The 22,847-nt window shown below is 41.4% G+C and carries 15 protein-coding genes; 7 read left to right on the top strand and 8 right to left on the bottom strand.

What is annotated here, in order from left to right; genetic code table 11:
• Nucleotides 1-461: 461 nt before the first annotated feature.
• Both K9M52_RS13950 and K9M52_RS13955 read left to right on the top strand, forming a co-directional pair.
• Complete coding sequence (locus tag K9M52_RS13950) at nucleotides 462-3,788, top strand: SusC/RagA family TonB-linked outer membrane protein (protein WP_224069046.1); 3,327 nt, start codon at nucleotides 462-464, stop codon at nucleotides 3,786-3,788.
• 28 nt (nucleotides 3,789-3,816) lie between these two features.
• Nucleotides 3,817-5,493, top strand: coding sequence for a RagB/SusD family nutrient uptake outer membrane protein (locus tag K9M52_RS13955; protein ID WP_224069047.1), 1,677 nt, complete (start codon nucleotides 3,817-3,819; stop codon nucleotides 5,491-5,493).
• Nucleotides 5,494-5,595: 102 nt separating this feature from the next.
• On the opposite strand, the gene K9M52_RS13960 is transcribed toward K9M52_RS13955, so the two are convergent.
• Nucleotides 5,596-6,924, bottom strand: coding sequence for a serine hydrolase (locus K9M52_RS13960; protein ID WP_224069048.1), 1,329 nt, complete (start codon nucleotides 6,922-6,924; stop codon nucleotides 5,596-5,598).
• 257 nt (nucleotides 6,925-7,181) lie between these two features.
• Between K9M52_RS13960 and K9M52_RS13965 the strand changes: the two genes are divergently transcribed.
• Nucleotides 7,182-8,087: a serine hydrolase gene (locus K9M52_RS13965; protein ID WP_224069049.1), complete on the top strand. Its 906-nt coding sequence runs from the start codon at nucleotides 7,182-7,184 to the stop codon at nucleotides 8,085-8,087.
• Nucleotides 8,088-8,129: 42 nt separating this feature from the next.
• On the opposite strand, the gene K9M52_RS13970 is transcribed toward K9M52_RS13965, so the two are convergent.
• Nucleotides 8,130-8,900, bottom strand: coding sequence for a hypothetical protein (locus tag K9M52_RS13970; RefSeq protein ID WP_224069050.1), 771 nt, complete (start codon nucleotides 8,898-8,900; stop codon nucleotides 8,130-8,132).
• 157 nt (nucleotides 8,901-9,057) lie between these two features.
• Entirely contained in the window at nucleotides 9,058-9,870 is an 813-nt protein-coding gene (locus K9M52_RS13975; RefSeq protein ID WP_224069051.1) for a 1-aminocyclopropane-1-carboxylate deaminase/D-cysteine desulfhydrase, read from the bottom strand.
• A 147-nt stretch (nucleotides 9,871-10,017) separates the two neighbouring features.
• Here K9M52_RS13975 and K9M52_RS13980 point away from each other — a divergent pair, with 147 nt between their 5' ends.
• On the top strand, nucleotides 10,018-10,920 hold the full coding sequence (locus K9M52_RS13980) for a nucleotidyltransferase family protein (protein ID WP_224069052.1): 903 nt from the start codon (nucleotides 10,018-10,020) through the stop codon (nucleotides 10,918-10,920).
• 133 nt (nucleotides 10,921-11,053) lie between these two features.
• A complete protein-coding gene (locus tag K9M52_RS13985) occupies nucleotides 11,054-11,749 on the top strand; it encodes a response regulator transcription factor (RefSeq protein WP_091401534.1) in 696 nt (231 codons plus the stop codon).
• 99 nt (nucleotides 11,750-11,848) lie between these two features.
• Here K9M52_RS13985 and K9M52_RS13990 read toward each other — a convergent pair whose 3' ends face one another.
• Nucleotides 11,849-14,161, bottom strand: a complete 2,313-nt coding sequence (locus K9M52_RS13990) for a GH92 family glycosyl hydrolase (RefSeq protein WP_224069053.1) — start codon at nucleotides 14,159-14,161, stop codon at nucleotides 11,849-11,851.
• 22 nt (nucleotides 14,162-14,183) lie between these two features.
• Nucleotides 14,184-14,849, bottom strand: a complete 666-nt coding sequence (locus K9M52_RS13995; RefSeq protein WP_224069054.1) for a metal-dependent transcriptional regulator — start codon at nucleotides 14,847-14,849, stop codon at nucleotides 14,184-14,186.
• Between the two features lie 139 nt (nucleotides 14,850-14,988).
• Between K9M52_RS13995 and K9M52_RS14000 the strand changes: the two genes are divergently transcribed.
• Nucleotides 14,989-16,863 carry a BamA/TamA family outer membrane protein gene (locus K9M52_RS14000; protein WP_224069055.1) on the top strand — a complete coding sequence of 625 codons (1,875 nt, stop codon included), beginning with the start codon at nucleotides 14,989-14,991 and terminating at the stop codon, nucleotides 16,861-16,863.
• 66 nt (nucleotides 16,864-16,929) lie between these two features.
• On the opposite strand, the gene sucC is transcribed toward K9M52_RS14000, so the two are convergent.
• The 3 genes from sucC to K9M52_RS14015 all read right to left on the bottom strand — a co-directional run bounded on the left by sucC (nucleotide 16,930) and on the right by K9M52_RS14015 (nucleotide 20,310).
• Nucleotides 16,930-18,141, bottom strand: coding sequence for an ADP-forming succinate--CoA ligase subunit beta (gene sucC / locus K9M52_RS14005; protein ID WP_224069056.1), 1,212 nt, complete (start codon nucleotides 18,139-18,141; stop codon nucleotides 16,930-16,932).
• A gap of 128 nt (nucleotides 18,142-18,269) precedes the next feature.
• Entirely contained in the window at nucleotides 18,270-18,983 is a 714-nt protein-coding gene (gene hisA, locus K9M52_RS14010; protein ID WP_224069057.1) for a 1-(5-phosphoribosyl)-5-[(5-phosphoribosylamino)methylideneamino]imidazole-4-carboxamide isomerase, read from the bottom strand.
• A 97-nt stretch (nucleotides 18,984-19,080) separates the two neighbouring features.
• A complete protein-coding gene (locus K9M52_RS14015; protein WP_224069058.1) occupies nucleotides 19,081-20,310 on the bottom strand; it encodes an NADP-dependent isocitrate dehydrogenase in 1,230 nt (409 codons plus the stop codon).
• 1,610 nt (nucleotides 20,311-21,920) lie between these two features.
• On the opposite strand from K9M52_RS14015, the gene K9M52_RS14020 reads away from it, so the two are divergent.
• Entirely contained in the window at nucleotides 21,921-22,796 is an 876-nt protein-coding gene (locus K9M52_RS14020) for a hypothetical protein (protein WP_224069059.1), read from the top strand.
• Nucleotides 22,797-22,847: the final 51 nt, after the last annotated feature.

Genomic DNA, 22,847 nt, shown 5'->3' on the forward strand with positions numbered 1-22,847 from the left:
CAGTATGGGTCGAACGACACTTTCGATACAGTAAATACTGCATATTGATAATCGTTAAGAAAAATATATATTTTGTTAAAATTGGCCATAATATACATGAAAAATATTAATAATATTTTAATATTATTGAACTGTATATTATATTAATATGAATATTATTATATTATATTTATGTTATTTGCGCAAATTTTATTTTTTATTTAACTAAATTTACGTAATTCTGTACTTCAATTCAAAGAGATATTACTATCAAGCAAAAGTATTTCCCTTAATAAATGTTCATTTTAAGTAAGAAAATGTAATAATATGAAACTACAGCATTTACTGTTTTCCTAGCGGGCAAGTCGGATGGTTTACAAATATTAATTAAGATCACAGGCAAGGGCGCAAATTAATTAAATAGCATTAACGGAGCCGGTTTTCGGATCTTATCTATTTCTTATTCTCTTTAAAACTCTTGTATGAATTTACCAAAAATTAAAACTGTCAAGGGGCTTAAGCTTAATCGCATAAGCCTCTTCTATCTTGGACGGCCAGAGTTCACCTATCCTGTTACAAATAGAAAAAGGGATATATTGAAACCCATTTTATTGTCCTTATGGATGGCCATTTTGTTATTAATTATAATACCTGCCGAAGCCCAAAACGGTATGGTCGATACACTCCATGGGAATGTATATAATCAGGCAGACGGGACACCTGTGTTTGGCGCCTCAGTTACTATCAAGGGTACGACGCAGGGAACGCTGACGGACTCTGCCGGGAATTTTAGAATACTTACGAGATTGCCTGTTATTCTTACAGTAACAGATGTGTCACATCTGCCTCAGGAAGTGCCTATCAATGATAATAAGTTTGTTAGTATAGGATTACAGGCTTCGACGCAAAGCCTCAATGATGTTGTTGTTGTCGGTTATGGAGAACAGCAGCGTGGCCAGGTGACAGGCGCCGTCAGTACGGTTGATGTCACGAAGACTTTTCGCGATCGTCCTTTGAATGATCCGATCAAAGCTCTACAGGGCGTCGTACCCGGGCTCGCTGTTAGTTATTCTAATGGAGGACTGACATCAGCCGCGACCATACGCATTCGCGGTGTAGGGTCTCTTGTAGGTTCCGGTAGCCCGTTAATTATGGTAGATAACGTTGAAACGGATGATCTGTCCGTATTGAACCCAGATGATATTGAGAGTGTTTCCGTATTGAAAGATGCTGCATCAACGGCCATTTACGGTGCCAGAGCCGCCTTTGGTGTTATCCTGATCAAAACCAGGAGCGGGCGTAAAAACCAGCCAACTTCCATACGATATTCGAATAATTTTTACTGGAGCAACCCGACGATCTTGCCAGATTTTGCTGATCCTACCCTGGGATTGCCTGGTTTGATTAAGGCGGATGAGCGCTCTGGTGTAACACCTGAATTGTTTGGAATGAATTTAAATACGCTTTTGGAAGGGATTAAGACATGGAAAGAGAAATATGCGGGAAACAGAACATCAGATGAAATGATTCCGGGTGAAGACTTTGACATTACGGATGATGCTGCGCCTTATTTTTACCGGATCTGGGATGTTAAGAAAATGATGCTACGTACTCAACCGGGCCAGCAGCACAATATCCGGATTTCCGGTGGCAGCGACAATATTGCCTATTATGTTTCTGCTGGTTATAGCAAAGATGGCGGTATTATGCGGGTACATCCTGATCAGGTACAAAAATACAATATCTCCACCGGCGTAAGCGCAAATGTTACAAAATGGTGGGATTTGAATGTTAAGATGTTATATCGCAATTTTGAATATGATTACCCCTTTGGTTATTATGGCGCTACCCAGAACTATTTTTACTATATGTGGCGCTGGGGGGCCTATTGGCCATATGGGACATATCAAGGAAAATATTTTAGAAATATTCCGGCCTATCTGAACGCGGCCCAGGATAATACCGTCATTGATAATTATAGCAGAGTTGATCTGAGCTCTAATATTAAAATCACCAAGGATCTGAATCTCCATGCCGACTATAGCATTGTTCGTGATAATGTAATCCGGCAAAATACGGGGGGACCGGTCATGGCCTGGAACAGTTGGACGGTGGGCGCGCCTTATCAGAATATTTCTTCCTCTGGGTACGATTATACATCCTCTAATCAGATGCGTGACAATATGAGTGTGTTTAATGCCTATGCTACCTACGATAAACATTTCGAAGGAAAGCATCATTTAAAACTCATGGCAGGTATTAACGCACAGAATAATAATGATTACGACTTTACAGCTAAGCGTATGGAAATCCTGGATCCCACTAAAGGTTATCTCAGTCTAGCTTCAGGGGAACAATATGCTTCCGATGATGCCAATCAAGCAGCGTTTGCCGGATATTTCGGACGTGTTAACTATGACTATAACGATAAATATCTATTGGAACTGGATGGCCGTTACGACGGTTCTTCTTCTTTCGCAGAGCAAGACCGGTGGTCCTTTTTTAGTTCAGGATCTGTGGGGTACAGGATTAGTAAAGAAAGGTTTATGGATTTTATCAAACCTTTTGTTTCTGATTGGAAGTTCAGAGCTTCCTATGGTGCGATCGGTAATCAGGATCTGGGCGGTGACAACAGATATCTGCCACTGATGAACGCCGGAGCTGTAGATTGGGTGGTGGACGGGGTTGCCGCTCAAGGAGTTGGTGCTCCTAATGCGGTGGCAAAATCGCTGACATGGGAAAAGATTACTACGCTAAATATAGGTACCGACATTAGTATGCTGAACGATAAAATCTCGCTCTCGTTAGACTGGTTTCAACGGACTAATGATGGAATGCTTACACAAAATGCGGTGGCAAATACCTTTGGTACGACTGCTCCCTGGATCAATGACGGAACCATGAGGACCCGGGGTTGGGAATTAAGTGTGAATGGCAATTTACCTGTCAGTAGAGACCTGGCTTTCTATGGATCTTTGACATTAACTGATTATAAGACTGTGATTACCAAATGGGATAACGCTTCGAAGCTCCTGTCCCAAAATTATTCCGGTCAGACATATGGAGATATCTGGGGATTTGAGACAGACAGGTATTTTACGGACAATGATTTTGATCAGGATGGAAACTATGCTACAGGCATTGCAGATCAATCCGGACTTGCCAGTGGTAACTTTAAATATGGTCCGGGCGACGTCAAATTCAAAGATCAGGATGGAAATGGTGTTATTGACGGCGGTGATTTTTCGGCTAATAATCCCGGTGACCTGAAAGTAATTGGTAACACACAACCGCGGTATATGTATAGCTTTCGAATAGGAGGTGTCTACCGTAATCTGGATTTCGACTTTTTCTTCCAGGGTGTAGGCAAGCAAAGCTACTGGGGGACAGGAGATGTGGCCATGCCTAACTTTAGAGGTGGTGATATTTTATATGCCCACCAATTGGACTACTGGACACCGGAAAATACAGACGCCCGCTATCCCAATCCTTATGCAGGTAATGGCAGTGGTAAAATCCCTGGTCTGGCTGCAGGCGGTAATAACTTCTATCCACAATCTAAGTACTTGCTAAATACAGCCTATCTACGCCTGAAAAATGTGTCGATCGGTTATACGCTACCTCGTCAGTGGCTGAGTAGATTTAGCATAAAGTCTGTCAGACTGTATGTCAGCGGAGAAAATTTATTTACGATTTCTGATTTGGGCGTACCATTAGATCCAGAAGCCCTGGATGGGTATAGTGCATCTACCGGAAGAACTTTCCCGATCCAAAGAATGTATTCATTTGGCGCACAAATTCGCCTCTAAAATTATCTGACGCTTAAATTAAAAAATTATGAAACGCTATATAAACAGATATTATTTACTGGGTCTGTTCATACTGATGGTATCCCTGCTTACAGGGTGTGCTAAGTTTGTGGACAAGCCGCCGCTGGATGAATTTTCCAATGATGAGTATTGGACCAGTGAGACAAACGTCAGGACCTATAATTGGGGCTTTTATGAGATGTTTACAGGCTTCGGCACCGGCACCAACGGGGACTTTTATTTTTCCTGGCTCTCCGATGATCAGACTCCTGCAGGATTTACTAATTTTGTATTGACGCCTCCCGCCTCGGACAGTCGCTGGACCTTCACAAATATAAGAAAGGCAAACATTATGCTGGAGAATATTGACAAAGTTCCGATGGATAACGAAGCAAAAAGTCATTGGAGAGGAGTCGCTCGGTTTTTTAGGGCGCTGGCTTATTTTAGGCTCGTGAAAGTATTCGGGGATGTACCCTGGATCAATAAATCGCTGGATATTTCTGAAGACGATATTATCTATAAAGCCAGAGACTCAAGGGGCCTGGTAATGGATAGTGTATTGGCGGATTTGAATTTCGCATATGAAAACTTACGTCAGGATGATCAGCCTAATACAGTTAACAAAGATGTAGCCCTGGCATTGATTTCCAGAGTAGGCTTGTATGCTGGCACCTATCGCAAGTATCATACTGAATTAAAATTACCGGATGCAGATAAATTTCTAATAGCTTCTAAAGAAGCCAGTGAAAAGCTGATGACCGCAGGATATGTCCTGAATCCGGATTTTAGAACCGTTTACAGTTCATTAGATTTAAATGGTGATAAGGAATGTATATTATACAAACAGTACGAACCCGGCGTATTGACGCATTCAGTGATCGGTTATACGAATAGTAGTACCACCATGGCGGGTCTTAGTAAGAATGCAGTTGAATCTTATGTTTGCACAGATGGTTTGCCGATTGAACTTTCTACACATTACCAAGGAGATGGTGATTTGGAACACACAAGGATGAACCGTGATAAGCGATTATTAGAGTCTATCAGTGATTTTCTTTGTTATAAAGGTCATCTCGTTGGTGGCCTAAGCGCTTCCACAGGCTATCGACCAGCAAAGTTTTTGCAGCCGGATGATGAAAATCAATTAGCCCCTTATAATAGCACTGATGCACCGATATTCTGGCTACCTGAAATCCTGGACAACTATGCCGAGGCTTGCGCGGAATTAGATGATATGGGAAAGTATACCATAACTCAGGCGGATCTGGATAAATCTGTAAATAAATTGAGAGATAGGGCGGGTGTGGCTCATCTGCAAGTCTCAGGCCATCAGGGAACGGCCATTGACGGTACGATTTTTACAGACCCTGTCAAAGACAGTGATGTGCCTTCTCTGATATGGGAAATTCGTCGGGAAAGAAGAGCTGAGTTGATGATGTGCGGGTTTAGGTTCTATGATCTGATGCGTTGGAAAAAAGGAGCGTATCTGGATAATACGAAGAACCCTGACATATTCATTGGGGCAAAGGTGCCGGCCAATGACGATATCAAACGCACATCTGATGGTTATCTGCTTCCTTATAGTTCGGGCAGTAATAGAATATTCGAAGCAAAAAATTATTTGTCTCCTGTACCTACTGGCCAAATTGCACTTTATCCGTCTGATATACAAGCGGGTATGCAAAATCCTGGCTGGGGTGATTAAATCTATAGTTCAACAAGTTAGATTGGTGATCATAGTGATGGCCTTCCTGAAGCAATTCGGGAAGGCCATTTAAGTTCAGTCTTTCTTGTGGTATATTTTTAACTAATCCGCGATATCACTAACTAGAGGTCTATTGTCTTTTCTATCTCTTTGCTCATATTTTATTTTAAAAGCAGATAAATTGGGGATATATTTTCTTTTTCTACTAAGCTCATACTGATAGATTCCTTGCCCCAATGCGGTCATGAATGGAAATCCTATGGATTCGTAATCATATTTATTGTCGTTTATGATGCCATCTTCATTGACATACAATGTGCAGCTTAACATAAATTCAATATGATGCTTAAAGTCAACGACGTAGGCGATATCGGTTAGGAAACCATAAGACCAGCCAGGTTTATTGAATACCCGGACATAGGAAGGGATTTTATGTCCTTTGCTTCTAAAATAGAATTTGGTAAAACTATCGAAAAATTTGCTGGTATCATATTTTGGATAGTTCGTCTCACCTGGATACTGAGACATGTACTGCAGTAGGAATTGCCGGTCAGCAGGCCGAAGATTAAAGCTGTTTTTTACAGGTACAGCATTGGGGAACAGAACTGCTTTTAGCATATTGGTTAAATCCTCGAGGCTGGTTTTATTCCCTTTCGTGAAATCATAAGGCCCCTGGATGATGCTGTCTTTGCTATCCATATAAGCCTTACCGATTCGTATTGGCGTTCCGTAATCAAAACTGTCTGTATTATAAGCTGGCGGTTGCCGGTATTGCAGTTTCTGGCTGGCCGATACAAATCGTATGGCATTGGTATGGCGATTCTGATCATCGTTCATAGGGTAAAACCTTCTATTGATGCGGCTGTTTAAGTAACCTTTTTCCTGTAGCTGTTTATTTATATACTGCTGACCCAGGAATTCATAGAGCCGATTATAAGCGTCATTATCGCTGACCAGGAATATACGTTTGATATAAGATGCTATTGAAGGAAAGCTGCTTTTTGAGGTACTGTCATTATGGATGGTTTGTTGCTTGGTATAACTGCTGTCTGTCAGCATATAACTGTCTTTGTTGACCCCATACCTGTCCAGGCCGTGCAGCTTTTCCAGGCTGAGAAAACTAAGCGGCATTTTTACCGTAGAAGCAGGATTAAAATAATAGTTTGGGCGGCAGTGGTAGCTATAAGTCTTAAAATGAGGTTGGTTATGTTTATCGCGGTTAATCTGGGTATAGATGATTTGCAGCCGGTATTTTCCCGGATGGCGGAACACTTGCTGGAAATTATGGTCGGTTATTCCTGCGGCGATCTGTTGCAAAAGAGTCTGCTTCTGAGCCCAAATGCCGGTTTTTGACCCCTGGGCATAAAGGACACCTGTCGCACCATTCAGCAGCAGGTTTAGATATAAAAGAATGCGCGTTCTTGTTATCATACAGGAAAATTACTCAGAAATTGGATGAGAACCAATAGTCTTGGGTAATTTTCATGTCTCTGAAACTATATGCCATAAAATCAGTAACTTCACTGACTATATTTTACTACGCCTTTTGTGAGATGACCAAGAAGTATATGGCAACAGTAGGGGCGAATTTATTTTAAACATCACCAGCTATGATATCCTATTCTAATTTTGCCTGCCGATACATTCGGAAGCATAATCTGATGGCTGTATTTTTAATGATAACGACAATGACTGCGATAATGCCAACAACGTATGCCCAGGTTTCATCTAAATTAAAGACGGACAAACATTTACAGACGGAACTGGCGCACCTGCTGCATGACTTTCACGGCACTGCCGGGGTTTATGTAGAGAATCTGCGTACAGGTAAAATCGCTACGGTGAATGCAGATACGATATTTCCGACGGCGAGCATCATTAAAGTGCCGATACTCCTGGGCATTTTCGATAAAATAAAGAAAGGCACTTTGCAATATAATCAACCATTATTATATGACACGTCCAGGTTCAGAGGAGGATCCGGACTGATGCAGTTTTTTAAAGACAGCACTAAAACAAGTCTGGATGTGCTCATATCGTTAATGATCGGGTACAGCGATAATGTAGCGGCGCTATGGTGTCAGGAATTGGCGGGGGGCGGCGCGGAGATTAACCAGTTGCTGGCCAGGATGGGGTTTAAGGATACAAGAGTAAATTCCAGAACGGCTGGCAGAGATAGTGCTTATCATCTGTACGGCTGGGGACAGACGACACCCCGGGAAATGGCCGGCATATTGAAACTGATCAGGTCCGGTAAAGCCATAGACAGGCGCAGCAGTGATTGTATGTATCGTCAGATGAGCCATATTTTTTATGATGGCTATGCGCTCTCACAAATACCGCCCTATATACAGACTGCTTCCAAACAGGGAATGGTCAATGATTCCCGTTCAGAACTCGTTATGGTGAATGCGCCCCATGGTGATTATGTCTTTTACATTGCTACTAAAAACAACCTGGATGAGCGCTGGGAAAAAGACTGCGAAGCCTGGGTGCTGGCCAGAAAGGTCTCCGCTTTATTATGGCATTATTTTGAGCCGAAAGAGGCGGCTAAATGGCATCCGGCCAAAGAGGCATTAAAGCTGGTGCCTTAATACCTCTTGTGCCGGATATATTCTTTGTTTGCCTAGTTAAGCCTAGTTAATCTCCAGGCGGCTGCGTTCCAATAATTTGCCGTCTTTATATATTTCGTAAGGGTACCAGCCGGTACGTAGGAAGCTGCTTTTACTCAATATGAGTTCGCTGTCCTCAAATCTGGGTATTTTAAACAACACAGAGGTGCCATTTTGTTTATAGATCGTCATCGAGTAATCTGACAGATCCCGCTCGGGGAATTTTAGGACAATATAGCCATCGGCATTAATGTATAGAAATTTAGAAACAGGTCTGAGTTCGGTTGTGGAACTAGCCATGGCTGCAACTGCATTATATTTAACGTATTGAATCGTACTGTCATTGACAAAATACAAGGTGTCACTCGTATTATTGATAACTGAATCTTTTAAGTGCTGAAGCTGCTTAAAGGCAAGTTTTCTGGTATTTGTTCCCGTGACCGTAATCATTTTACTGTTATTAAGTTGACCAAGCAGGTTGTCCGGTACAAATCCTGTAGCGATCTTTTTGGCTTTGGTAAAATAATAGCTGCCATTCGTAAGCATATAGTACAGACGGTAGTAATCCGCACCGGGTGCGGGTTTGTTGTCCGTATAGGCATTTGCTTCGAGGGTGAGGTTGTTGACAGAATAGATCGTCCGGAACCCTCTAATGCTGTCCGTAGAACGCTGGATATTCAATACTTTCAGACGCTCCCCGAAATTATTTTTCCAGGAAAGAACGGTTTGCTGTTTGGGCCCTTTCATAATATTAAAATCAGGAAGTGCGGGTTGTGCCAACAACGCTGTAGACATACAACAAATCCAAATCAGTAAAATGTATTTTTTTTCTATCATGTTTAACCTTTCTTGCAGGCAACAGAGGAAAACCTTCCTTTTGCCTTCTTTTGGATAAAATTGGGACAAATGTAATGCAAAATATGCTCCATTTATTGCCCCTGAGACGGGCCTTTCAATAACATAGTGTGTCTGGTGATAGAGAATCGTTACCCTGCAGACCACCTGTGTGTAAAAATAAAACCCGGCTATCCTCAGACAGTTCAGCGTTTTGTAAGTAATTTTTTAGTCCATAAAAAGCTTTTGCAGTATAGACAAAATCTAACGGAAGCTTAACAGTTTGATACGTTTTGTTCATAAAATTGATTAATTCCGGCGTTTTTTTCGCATATCCGCCAAAAGTATAATCAGTGATTATTTGGTAATTTTTACGGCAGTCCTGCTTATCAAGTAACGCCTCCATTTCGACCGTAATCGTATTTTGGTTATTGAGCACAGCCATTCCAATCACTTTCTGATAGGGCAGCGCCCCTTGAATCAATCCAGCCATGGTGGTTCCTGTACCGACGGCAGTGACAAGATGCGTGTAGTCCCAATAAGGGACCGCTTTTAACATGTCCCGGATACCAGCTGCACCTTGAATGCCATAACCTCCCTCCGGTATCCAGTAATAGTTGCCGTCAGGATCATGCATTGCCTGCATCCTTTGTTTATCCTTATAGTCCGTCCGGCTGACAAAGATGAGCTTCATGTTATAAGAGAGGGCATTTTCCAGCGTATGAGAGAGTACACTTGGTTTTTCACCACGTATAATGCCCATGGAAGTTAAACCTTTCATCCTGGCTGCATAGGCAGTTGCTACAATATGGTTGGAGTAGGCGCCCCCGAAGGTGGCAATGGCCTTTGCTCTGTTTTGCTCCGCCTGCTGAAGGTAACCTGAAAGTTTAAACCATTTGTTACCGCTAACAATTGTATGTATTTTATCCATTCGCAAAATGTCTACAGGCCACCGCTGATGCGCATGTGTGTCATTGGGCAGCGATTGTATTGGAATGACGGAAAACATCAGAAAATTTAATTGGAGTTGAAACGATAATATTTTAGTTTCGCCAAAGTTTAAACAAATTATCCAATTATGAAACAACCTACCCTGGTAATTTTAGCGGCGGGTATGGCAAGTCGTTACGGGAGCCTTAAACAGATACAATCTTTTGGACCTTCCGGTGAAACAATTATTGAATACTCTATTTATGATGCTATCCGCGCCGGGTTTAAGAAAGTGATTTTTATCATTAGAAAGGATTTTGTCGAAGATTTCAAGGAAATATTCGAACCTAAACTGAAGGGCAGAATTGAGGTAGACTATGTATTTCAAGAATTAACAGCCTATACTGACGGCTTTGATATTCCTTCGGAAAGAACAAAGCCTTTTGGTACTGCGCAGGCGATTCTTTGTTGTAAAGGCAAAATTGACGGGCCTTTTGCTGTGATCAATGCAGATGATTTTTATGGAGCTGACGCCTTCCAGAAAGCTTATGCCTTCCTGGATGCAAAAGTTGCTGATAATGTATATGGTTCTATTGCCTATAAATTGAAAAATACCCTGAGTGATAACGGATCCGTCTCCAGGGGAGAGATCATAACCAATGGTGATGGGCAGATGACAGGTATTGAAGAAAGATTGAAAATATATAAAAAAGACGGTAAAATTGTTTTTGAGGATGGTGACACTGAGACTGAAATGGCACCCGATACATTTGTATCTATGAACTTTTTCTGTTTTGATCCATCTTTCGTGGAACTGTGCGCCTCGGAGTTCCAACCTTTTTTGGAGAAGAATATCACCGATATTAAAAGCGAATTTCTGATGCCAAAAGTTGCAGACACATTTATCAAAGAGAAAAATGGTATTATTGATGTAATACCAACTGACGCTAAATGGTTCGGTGTCACGTATAAAGAGGATGCTCCGGTCGTAAAAAAAGAACTAGATGAACTCTTAAAAGCGGGTGTATATCCTGACAATCTGTGGGCATAATCAGATAATCTGTAGATAAACTCGGAAAACTGTAATTTTAAAGTCAGCCAGCCATCTATAGATTATAAAATATTAGCAAATGTTTTATAAAACATAACCTACCTTTATATTCTAAATTAAAAATAAGTAGTATATGGTAACCAAAAAATACAAAATCCTTCTTTGCGAGGATGACCAAAATTTGGGAATGGTTTTAAAGAACTACCTGGAACTCAATGATTACGAAGTGGTCCTGGAACGTGACGGCCGGCTTGGGCTGGCTGCCTTCCAAAGAGAAGGAGCTGATATTTGCTTATTGGACGTAATGATGCCTCATATGGACGGTTTTACATTAGCAGAGGAAATCCGGGATATAAATCCGGATGTACCTTTGTTCTTCCTGAGTGCCAAAACCATGAAAGAGGATATTATTCAGGGATATAAACTGGGTGCGGATGACTATATCACTAAACCCTTTGACAGTGAAGTTTTATTACTGAAGATAAAAGCGATTCTGAAACGGAACGAAGAGGTCAATAAAGAGAATGAGTATGTTGAATTTGATTTAGGTGGATTCCATTTTAACCCTCGTTTGCGTCAGCTAATACACGGAGATGAAACACATACGCTTTCTCCAAAAGAAAATGAACTCTTGAAAATGCTCGCCGAGCATAAAAACGATCTTTTACCCAGAGAGAAAGCATTGAAGAAGATCTGGGGTAGCGATACCTATTTCAATGGCCGTAGTATGGACGTCTATATCGCCAAGCTCCGTAAGTACTTAAAAGAAGATGATCAGATCGAAATTGTCAACATTCACGGCAATGGCTTCCGTTTGGTAGCGCCGTAACGCAGATAAGTTGGCTATTTTGCAATAAATGCCAATAAACAAAGAGCCGATTCATTTGATTTGAATCGGCTCTTTGTAATTAATGGGAATGGCTGCTCGTTATTTATGGTGTTTTTTACTCATGTAAAAAGTCAGCTTACCGCCACTCGTAATATCTGATTGTGTAATTGTTTTGCTGTCCAGTTTTTTACCATTGAGCTCTACTTTACTGACATAGACATTTCCAGGTGACTGATTGATCGCTTCTACAGTGAATGTCTTACCATTTTCCAGTGAAATACTGGCTGACTTCACCAGTGGACTGCCCAGACTGTAATGATCGCTACCCGGTGCGACTGGATAGAACCCAAGAGCGCTGAATATATACCATGCACTCATTTGTCCGGTATCATCATTACCGCCTAAACCATCCGGTCCGTTATGGTACTGTGATTTAAGGATCATTCTTACGGTGCTTTGCGTTTTCCAGGGTTCAGTGGTCCAGTTGTATAAATACGCGATATGGTGGGAAGGCTCATTGCCGTGCACATAGTTGCCGATCAGCCCATCTCTGGTGATATCTTCGGTATGCGCAAAATATTTATCGGGCAGATAGGTTGTAAATAGCGCATCCAGTCTTTTAATAAATGCTCTGTCTCCGCCTAGTAACGCAATGAGTCCTTTAGGGTCATGTGGCACATATAAGGTATAATTCCAGGCATTTCCTTCTATAAAACCTTCTCCAGAAGTTTCCAAAGGATCGAATTTCTTCCTGAACTGACCTGCCTTATTTTTGGGACGCATGTATCCTATGGAAGGGTCATATACGTTTTTGTAGTTTTGTGCTCTTTTTGTAAACTGCTGATATATTTGTTCATTACCCAGCTTTTTTGCCATTTGGGCTACACACCAGTCATCGTACGCATATTCGAGGGTCGTTGAAACAGAAGTGGCACTCATCGAATCTGGGATATACCCGTATTTTTCGTAAGCAGGAATATTATCATAGAGAGGATTAGTGGCCGTCGTTACGGCAGCCTCCAGCGCTTTTTTTGTATCAAATCCCGCAATATTTTTGGCAACGGCGTCTGCAAGTACAGAGACGGCGTGATAACCGGTCATGCACCAGCCTTCATTGGCATAGGTAGACCATACGGGCAACATGCGTATAATGCTTTGATCAAAATGCTTCAACATAGATTCTACCATGTCCCCGGCTCTTTTGGGTTGCAGGATGGTAAATAATGGGTGAAGGGCCCGGTGCGTATCCCAAAGGGAGAAAGTTGTATAATTGGTAAAACCTTCTTCTGCCGCGTTGTGTATCTGTTGATCCAACCCTTTATATGCTCCATCGACATCCATGTAAATGGTTGGATTGATAAAGCTGTGATACATGGCCGTGTAGAAATTGATCTTATCGGAATCACTGACTGTCTGTATTTTTACTTTTTCCAGTTGCTTTTCCCAGGCCAACTGCCCTTCATTTTTAATTTTGTTGAAATCCCAGCCGGCAGCTTCAGCTTTCATATTGTCCAGTGCGCCCGTGTAGCTGACCGGAGAGAGGGCCATTTTAATCTTGACTTTTTCTCCTTGAGTCGTATTAAAATTAAAATAAGCCCTGATGTCGTGTCCCTGGATCAGCGGAAAGTTTTTAGTTACATCAAACCTTCTCCAAAAACCGATGTATGGCTCATTGGTAGAATAATTCCTGTAGCCATAGCTTTTGAAGGGTTTGGAGAATCGCATGGCAAAATACTCCGTTCTGTTTTTAGCCCACCCGTTCGTCTGCCTATAACCGACAACGGTGGAGTCATCCAGAACCCGTATATAGGTCCAGACGTCTTTGCCAGGGTAATTGTATAAATTATAGGTCATATCCAGAATGATATGTGCGCTGTCTGAGGCCGGAAATGTATATTGATGCATACCCACTCTGGTCGTAGCGGTAAGCTCTGCCTTAATACCATAATCTTCCAGTTCAACACTATAATAATTGGCTGCTGCCGTCTCGGTCTTATGGGAAAAACGGGAGCGGAACCCGCTATCTGGATCTGTTGCTGTGCCGGGATTAAGTTGTAGCTTACCTACAGTTGGCATTACAAGGAAATCTCCGAGATCGGAATGCCCCGTTCCATTAAAATGTGTATGTGCGAACCCGACGATGGTCTTATCATCATATTGATAGCCGGCACAGTATTTATAGACATCAGGCACATACTTGCCGTCTACACTATAGGGAATGGTGTCGGTCTCTGGACTGAGTTGCACGGCACCAAAGGGAACGGTGGCTCCAGGAAAAGTATGCCCCATACGCTGTGTTCCGATTATGGGCTTGACAAATTGCACCAATGGCAGGTCCTTTTCAGATTGAGCAAAATTCGTTTCGGCTATAAGTGTTAGACAGCCTAACAGTATAACTGTTCTTTTTATCATTCTTTAATATTTAATGCTTACTTCAGTCACTGACCAATAGGTTTTTGGCTACTTCACTGCTGATCATAACAGGCGTGCGATTACCAATACGGATCACCATGGAATGGTCAAATTCCTGGATCTCTTTTACTTCGATCTTATCGTTTATGGTCATTTTGATTTTATCCAGATATTGTAGAAATGCTGTAGTATGATTGGCGACGCCAATCAGTCTGAAACTACCAGGCTCTTCCACCGTAATCAGCGGAAAGGTCTGGGACTGTGGCAGCTGTCCGTTCTTGTCCGGGATGGGGTCCCCATGGGGATCAAATTTTGGGAAACCGAGCAATTTATCTAACTGGCGGATCAGTTTATCGGATTGGATATGCTCTAATTGTTCAGCAATTTCGTGCACTTCATCCCAGGTGAAAGCCAGTTTGTTGACCAGAAAAGTTTCCCAGAGCCGATGCTTGCGGATAACTTTTAACGCCAGTGCTTCACCCTGAAGCGTCAATGCAGCCCCATCAATCCGGTTGTAATCAATCAGGTTCTTTTCATTTAATTTCTTGAGCATCTCTGTCACAGTTGCAGGGTTGATATGCAACATTTCTGCAATTGAAAGATTGGCAATCTTCCCTTTACTTTGTCTGGAAAGGGTGTATATAGTTTTTAAATAGTTCTCTTCTGTAAAGGAAATGGCTTGTTCCATAATAATAAAATTGAGTGCACGTTTAATACTGGTAAAGTTATCTTTATCTTCCGGGCAAACCTAATGATCATTCATGAAAGTTTGCGATTAGAAAAGACCTATTTTGCAGGTCATGAGAAGATATGTTAATCAGTCTTTTATGCACATTCAATCTGGCCTTATTAACTTTTTTATTGTTCTATCAAGAAAAGCCAGACCCGTCGAATGGGTCGTTTTAAGCCTACTGGGGTTGTTCCTGGTTCTCCCCGCCAGCAGCCATGCCCAACAGCTTCCGCAAGATAGTATAGAATTGCAAATTCAGAGGTTGGACAGCAGCTCGTTAGATGTTCATTTAGGATTTATTAGCAGTTTTCCTACAATTGATTCCTGTAAACATTATTTACAGTTACTTCCGGCAAAGTTACAAGCTGCAGGCTATATTGGTGCTTCTGTAGATTCTTTCTGGCAGGAAGATGCTCATCTTATGAAAGCTAGTCTTTATATAGGCCCAGCTTATAAATGGGCCGCAATAGAATTATCCGACGAAGAACAGGCAATTCTTGAAAGCCAGCGGATCTATCCCCGTGATATAGCCGGAAGCGTTGTCAAACCAGAAATCATTAGAACCATATTAGAGGGGCTCATCAATTATTATCTGGACCGGGGTTATCCTTTCGTCAGAACCCGACTGGATAGCGTCCGTTTTGAGCCAGCCTCCGGCCATCAAAATCAGATGAGCGTCAGGGCAAAGATATCAGTAGATAAAGGTCTCCGGTATACGATCGATACGATTCTGATTAAAGGAAACGCACAAGTTAAGCCCCGTTTCCTGAGCCAGTACCTTAATATTCATCCGGGAGAAGCTTTTAATCAGTCTAAAATACAGGCAGCTGACCGGTTACTTAAGAATCTGCCTTATGTTAAATGGAATGGCCCATCTCAAATTAGTATGGGTATTTCGGGAGCAACCCTGAATGTACTACTAGATAAAAAGCCGACCAACCAGATCGATGCGCTGATCGGTTTTATGCCAGCGGGCGGCGAACCGGGAGGCAAACTTCAGGTGACAGGCCAGGTTGCCTTATTGCTCAAGAACGCATTTGGCAGCGGAGAAATGATCAATATTAACTGGGAGCAATTGCAGCCACAGTCGCCTAACATCGCACTTGCTTTTCAACGCCCTTATATTATGCACTCGCCCTTCGGGCTGGATCTTAGCTTTAGTCTCTATAAAAAGGACTCCGCTTATGTGAATGTTGCAGCCAATATCGGAACTACTTATCAGTTTTCCCCTTTACAGACGGGCCGGATATTCCTGAATTTGGCTTCTTCCAGACTATTGGACGTGGATACGCTGACCATAATTGCGGAAAAACAACTACCCGAGATTATGGATGTCCATTCTGTAAACATGGGTCTGGGGTATCAGATAAATACAACAGACTACCGGTTCAATCCCCGAAGAGGCACAGAACTGGATCTGGAAGCCATTATCGGCAATAAGAAAGTCAAAAAGAACAACGCTATTACCCAGATTACTCCAGTAGACGGTTTTGACTATGCGAGCTTGTACGACACGGTTCCGTTAAGCAGTTATCAGGTGAGAGTTCGCCTGGCAGCGGCTAAATATTTACCTGTAGGCAAATATGGTGTCCTCAAACTGGCAGCGAATGGAGGGCTGTATCAAAGTGCTCACATTTTCGTAAATGAGATGTTTATGGTAGGAGGATATGAGTTGCTCCGGGGATTTGATGAGCAAAGCATTTATGCGACCTCATATGGAATAGGGACGCTGGAATACCGGTATCTGATTGGCCAAAACTCGTATTTTTTTGGATTCTCTGATTTTGGGTATGCCGGCTATCACAATCACATAAAGAATATAAATAACGGGTATCTAAGTTTCGGCCTGGGAATGGCCTTTGAAACAAAGGCTGGCATTTTTAATTTTAGTCTGGCCACTGGTAGAGGGGGAGGTAATAGTTTTGGCCTGAATCAGGCCAAAGTACATATTGGCTATGTGACCGTGTTTTAATATCAAAAAATCCGCAAGCGTTTAACACACCTGCGGATTTTTTATTATAATAAAGTATATATCCAATTATGCGACCGCTTTTTTTACCAGATCAGCAGCTTCGCTCAATAAAATAGCTGACTGAACTTTCAAACCACTTTCATCAATAAGCTTTTTCGCTTCTTCTGCGTTAGTTCCCTGCAGTCGTACGATAATGGGAATTTCAATATTGCCGAGTTTATTAAAGGCTTCAATGACACCTGCGGCCACGCGGTCGCAACGAACGATACCACCGAAGATATTGATCAGAATAGCCTTGACATTAGGGTCCTTCAAGATAATCCTGAAGCCAGCTTCAACAGTTTCTGCATTGGCAGTGCCGCCTACATCCAGAAAGTTGGCAGGATCTCCACCGCTGAGTTTGATCATATCCATCGTTGCCATGGCCAGGCCTGCACCGTTAACCATACAACCCACATTACCGTCCAGTTTAACAAAGTTCAGGTTGTATTGGCCTGCCTCAACTTCAGTAGGATCTTCTTCTGTGACATCTCTGAGGGCCTCGATGTCCGGATGGCGCATCAATGCATTTTCATCAATATTAAGTTTACAATCGACTGCAATGATTTTATCGTCGGATGTTTTAAATAATGGGTTGATTTCCAGCATGGAAGCGTCCGTTCCAATATAGGCGTTATACAGATTGGTCACGAATTTGACACAATTTTTAAAAGCCTGACCGGAAAGACCGAGATTAAAGGCAATTTCACGAGCCTGGTAAGGCATCAGTCCACCACCTGGGTAAACCCATTCTTTAAAAATCTTCTCCGGTGTTTTTTCAGCGACTTCTTCAATGTCCATACCGCCTTCGGTACTATACATAATGACATTTTGTCCTTTGGAGCGATCCAGCAGGATAGAAAGATAGAATTCTTTGATCGGCTGGTCACCCTCATAGTAAGCATCTTTAGCGACAAAGATCTTATTTACTTTTTTCCCTTCAGGCCCCGTTTGCTTGGTGACAAGTACACCTCCCAGGATATTACGTGCAACGGCAGCTGCTTCCTCAGCACTTTTAACTACTTGAACACCATGCTGTTCTGTTCCCTGTATGGTCCCTTTACCACGTCCGCCGGCATGGATTTGTGCTTTGATAACGGCGAACTTACTGTTGGTTTCCGATTTTATCTGACGATAGGCCTCTTCTGCGGCCATTACGGAGTCAGCTGAGATGCCTTCCTGTACAGGTACATTATATTTTTTCAATAATTCTTTTGCCTGGTATTCATGCAAATTCATAAGACTACATTTAAGATTTATAGTGGCACGAAGATAAGCCAACTCGACCAATGTGCAAAGGTTGATTTCTAACTTGATCGTTTCCTTTAAGGTTTGTCACCGTGACTGAACAGAGAAAATTTCAGCCGTTAAAATCGACTGAGGTCTTTTAGCGCGACTTTTCCTTCATAAATGGCTTTACCGACAATAGCTGCCGCACAACCAATGTCTGCCAATGCTTCCAGATCGGTCATAGAACTGACACCTCCACTGGCAATGAAGTATAGTTCAGGAAATTGTTTTATAATGTCTTCGTACAAGGGAAGGGAAGGTCCTTGTAAAAGCCCATCCTTGGAGACATCTGTACAGAAGATGTTTTTTATCCCTTTTTTGTGGTATTTTTTAATAAAATCAAATACAGACAGATCAGTCGTCTCCAGCCAACCGCCTATTGTAATGAGTTCATTTTTCACATCTGCTCCCAGTAGGAATTTATCTGCACCATATATGTCGATCCATTCAGTGAACAGTGCTTCATTTTTAACGGCGATAGATCCTATGGTGGCGTATTTAGCTCCGGAACTGAGTACAATCTCAACATCATTTTCGGTTTTAATACCACCGCCAAAATCAATGTTCAGGTTCGTCGCCGAAGCAATATTTTCCAGTACCTTCCAATTGGTTACTTTACCGGCTTTGGCACCATCCAGGTCGACGAGATGCAGCCTGTTGAGGCCAGCGGCTTCGAAAGCCTGTGCTACTTCAACCGGGTTTTCATTGTATATGGTTTTCTGATTATAATCGCCCTGGGTCAGACGGACACATTTGCCGTCAATCAGGTCTATGGCGGGAATGATTTGCATATATGAAATTAAGTATTTTGATGATCGTTAATAAAGAATGCGCAACAAAATTGGGGTGTTGCGCATTCTTTTATCTATTAATTAGAACTATATGATCTTATCCAATTTTTGCCTGCAGATTTTTATCCAGTGCATCAAGGAATTCCTCCGTGGTCAGATAGTGTTCTCCAGCTTTAACGTCTTTACCGTACACGCAAATAGCGAGATCTTTGGTCATTTTGCCACCTTCAACGGTTTCAATACAAACTTTTTCCAGGGTATTGGCAAAATCGATCAGCGCTTGATTGTCATCCAGCTTACCACGGAATGCAAGGCCTCTGGTCCATGCAAATATGGAGGCAATCGGGTTGGTAGAAGTCTTGTTGCCTTTCTGATGTTCACGGTAATGGCGCGTAACGGTACCATGTGCTGCTTCCGCCTCCATGACTTTTCCGTCAGGGGTAACCAAAGTTGAGGTCATTAGACCTAAACTGCCAAACCCTTGTGCAACGGTATCGCTCTGTACATCACCATCGTAGTTTTTACAGGCCCATACGAAATTACCATGCCACTTTAAAGCAGAAGCCACCATATCATCGATCAGGCGATGCTCATAGGTAATACCTGCGGCTTCAAATTTAGCTTTGAATTCATTTTGATAGATCTCTTCAAAAATATCTTTGAAACGACCATCATATTTTTTTAAGATAGTATTTTTAGTAGACAAATACAGTGGCCATCCTTTGCTTAAAGCCTGATTGAAACAAGCATGTGCAAAGCCGCGAATACTTTCATCTGTATTGTACATCGCCATAGCAACGCCATCTCCATTGAAGTTGTGTACCTCATATTCCTGTATAGTTCCGTCTTCGCCTTCGAATTTGACGGTAAGCTTTCCTTTGCCTTTGGTCACGAAGTCTGTAGCGCGGTACTGGTCACCGAATGCGTGACGGCCAATACAGATAGGAGCTGTCCAGTTGGGGACTAATCTTGGTACATTCTGACAAACGATGGGTTCACGAAATACAGTGCCATCCAGAATATTTCGAATGGTACCATTAGGAGAGCGCCACATTTTTTTCAGACCAAATTCGGTTACACGCTGTTCATCCGGTGTAATAGTCGCACATTTAATACCTACGCCATATTGTTTGATGGCATTGGCTGCATCTACAGTCACTTGGTCATCTGTCGCATCACGGTGTTCAACACCGAGATCATAGTACTTAATATCTAAATCCAGATAGGGGAGGATCAACTTGTCTTTGATAAATTTCCAGATAATTCGGGTCATTTCATCGCCATCCAATTCCACCACTGGATTGGCCACTTTAATTTTTTCAGCCATTAGTCAACAACTATTTTAAATTTTACAATAATGTGTACAAAAATAAGGGAATGTGGTTAAAAAAGGGCAACCTAAATGCGAAATTTGAATTATATAAAAAAATGTTCTATGTATTGATTTTTAAATGGTTGTGAGATAATGGTAGCTAATGAACAATTGTTTTAACGATTTGGCGTATTTGTCAATCGAAATTATTTGTGTTTAAACTCGGTTGGCGAACATTTATTAAAAAGTAAAGCCAAATAAAATATGAGGAATGGATTAACGAAATTAAAATAGCTGATGTCAAACCTGGAGTTAAGTATACTGTTATAAAATCCGTTAAATTCAACTGTTTTTGCAATAAGTGATAATGATACAGTAACTAGTAAAGTTATAGTGCAGGCTTTTATAATGCTTTCCAGATTATTAATAAAAAAGGAGTATACTATAGCAACAAGAATGCAAAGGAGGCTGAGGAGAAAAGGCAATTGACTGTTTTGGAGATAAAACGGATTGTATCTCATGAAGTTGTCTATGGTTTCAACATTTTGAAATACAATAATAAAGGACAAAATGACAATAAACAGAAATATGCCAATAAAAAGCCCTTTATTTTTAAAGCTCATTTTGAAGAAGCGTTTAAGCAAAAGTACGATTAAGGGTATGACAGTCACAATTCTCGTCATGATCAGCATTGCGCTACCGATGCCATTAAAAAGAATGTCTTTTTTTCTGCCTCTTTTATAAAATTTTTCAGACAAGGTAACAAAAGCTAGAGTCAGTATTGAGTTAGAAATTATGTCACTTTTTACGTAAATATCATAACAATAGGCAGACGAAAAAATTATCGTCATCAATGCCCAAAACCGAACGCGATATGACTTAAAAAAAATACAAATGAGGAATAAGAATATTATGAAAGTGAAAGATTGCAGATATCCAACGTCCCCCAGCAAATAGAAAGGGATTCCTATGAAAATTAAGGCAGGTAAATTTGAAGACCGTCCTTGTAAATGATCTATCGCACTATAGGGGTATTCGTTATGTAACAATGCTTTTATACAAACTTCCATAGCTGACCATCTGTCAACTTGTAAGGAAAATTTATCAACATGAATATTTAGCCAGATGGAGAATAATAAGAAAAGTGAAGATCCAATAAAAAAGAAGAGTTTATAGGTATTCTCTTTTAAACAATATTTTAAATTTAAAAAAAGAACCATCAATAGAAAAAGAGAATAGCTTGTAGCCAAGGCCCAAGCATCAATATAGTTTTGTCTGATTCCATATTTATATACGATCAGTGTGTTAATGATAATATATATCGTGTAAAAAATATATACTTTTTTGCGGAAATTGGCAGTTTTTATTTCGGAAGCCTTATTCATAATGTCCACTGAATCATGTAGATGCATAATCTTTAATTAGCGGTTTATATTCAAATATAGGCTTATTTAATAATAATAAGTATTTTGCCGATAAAGTAAACAAAGCCGCTAAATTGCCTTTTTTGCCGCTTTCGGAAAGATGTTTTAACTTAATAGACTTCTTAAAGTCAAAAGGTTTTAGCCTTTTGCGGCCAAAGAACCATTATTTTTAATAAATTTGTTGAATAAAATATTGCAGATTTGGAAAATCAGGAAAAACAGAAGAATTTAAGGGCCTTAGGGTATACTGCGCTTACATGCGGGGCACTGGTGGTCGCATTAATTTTTGCGAGTTGGACATTACCGACTCCTCCTCCTGAAGTAATAGATAATGGTATCGAAGTAAACCTGGGAAATTCTGACCAAGGGATGGGTGACATTGCTCCACAATTGCCAGGAGAACCCACCTCTGATGATCAGACACCAACCGATAACCCACCACCGATGGTGGCCACAGAATCTGCACCTAAAGAATATAAGGAAGTGGCTGATAATGCAGATGACGTTCCAGTGATTAAAACCTCTCCAAAGCCTAAGGAAAATAAGAAGACCGATCCGAGAGCGGTAGAGAAATCGGTAAAGAAGGCAACCGCTAAAAAAGTGATTAATAAAACGCCTGCTCCGCCAAGCCCCAAAGCTGTTTATAATGGGGGCACTAATAAAGGTACGGGCGGCAATAACGCGGACAGTTATAACGGCAAAAGAAACCAGGGAGTAGCTGGCGGCAATGGAGATCAGGGTAAAATAAACGGAAATCCTGCCTCAGATAACTACAATGGCAATGGAGGAACAGGAACCAGTGGTATCAGCATTCGTAGTGGCCTATCTAACAGAAGATTTGTCGGAGACCGAAGCTTCACCGGTAAATTTAATGAAAATGCAAAGGTGGCTGTGGATATTATCGTTGATAAAGCGGGTCATGTGACCAGTGCCGACATTAATCCCAGAGGGACGACGACCACCAATTCTACTATTTTAGGTATCGCTAAAAGAAAAGCCAAACAATTACGATTCAACCAAGGTACAGTGGACGCGCAGACAGGGACCATTGTTTTTAATTTTAAATTAAATGGCTAAAGTTTGACTGGGCTAGGGTATTGTGTGCTAACTTGCGCATAATTATTTCTA

Origin of the sequence: Arachidicoccus terrestris (assembly GCF_020042345.1) — a bacterium.
Lineage (GTDB): Bacteria > Bacteroidota > Bacteroidia > Chitinophagales > Chitinophagaceae > Arachidicoccus > Arachidicoccus terrestris.